The sequence below is a fragment of the Rhodococcus sp. AC861 genome (assembly GCF_979256035.1).
The window spans coordinates 1-260 of the sequence record NZ_CEEDMW010000056.1 but is presented as its reverse complement, the minus strand read 5'-3'; the positions used below and the strand labels follow the sequence as shown (position 1 = coordinate 260).

General features: G+C 63.1%; 1 protein-coding gene. It reads right to left on the bottom strand.

What is annotated here, in order from left to right:
* Positions 1-260, bottom strand: a 260-nt coding sequence (locus tag AC0IX4_RS23125; protein WP_471831421.1) for a hypothetical protein, incomplete at both ends; no start/stop codon positions are given.

Genomic DNA, 260 nt, shown 5'->3' with positions numbered 1-260 from the left:
GTGGACGACCACTCGATGATCTCCGGCATGGACCGACAATGCTCACGGAGCCGCACTCGCTGCGCATAGCGGCTTCGTAGCAGGGAGAACAAGCTCGATCCCGGTCCGAAGTGGTTCCGCACGTGCATCGGAAGATCCGTGAGGTAGGTGTCCAGTCGTGCGAGCACCCTCTCCTCGCTCTCCAGCGGGATCAGGTTGGGAGCGCACTGGCGGTCGTCCCCCACCACGATGACTCTCGGGGCAAGCCACATGAGGAACAG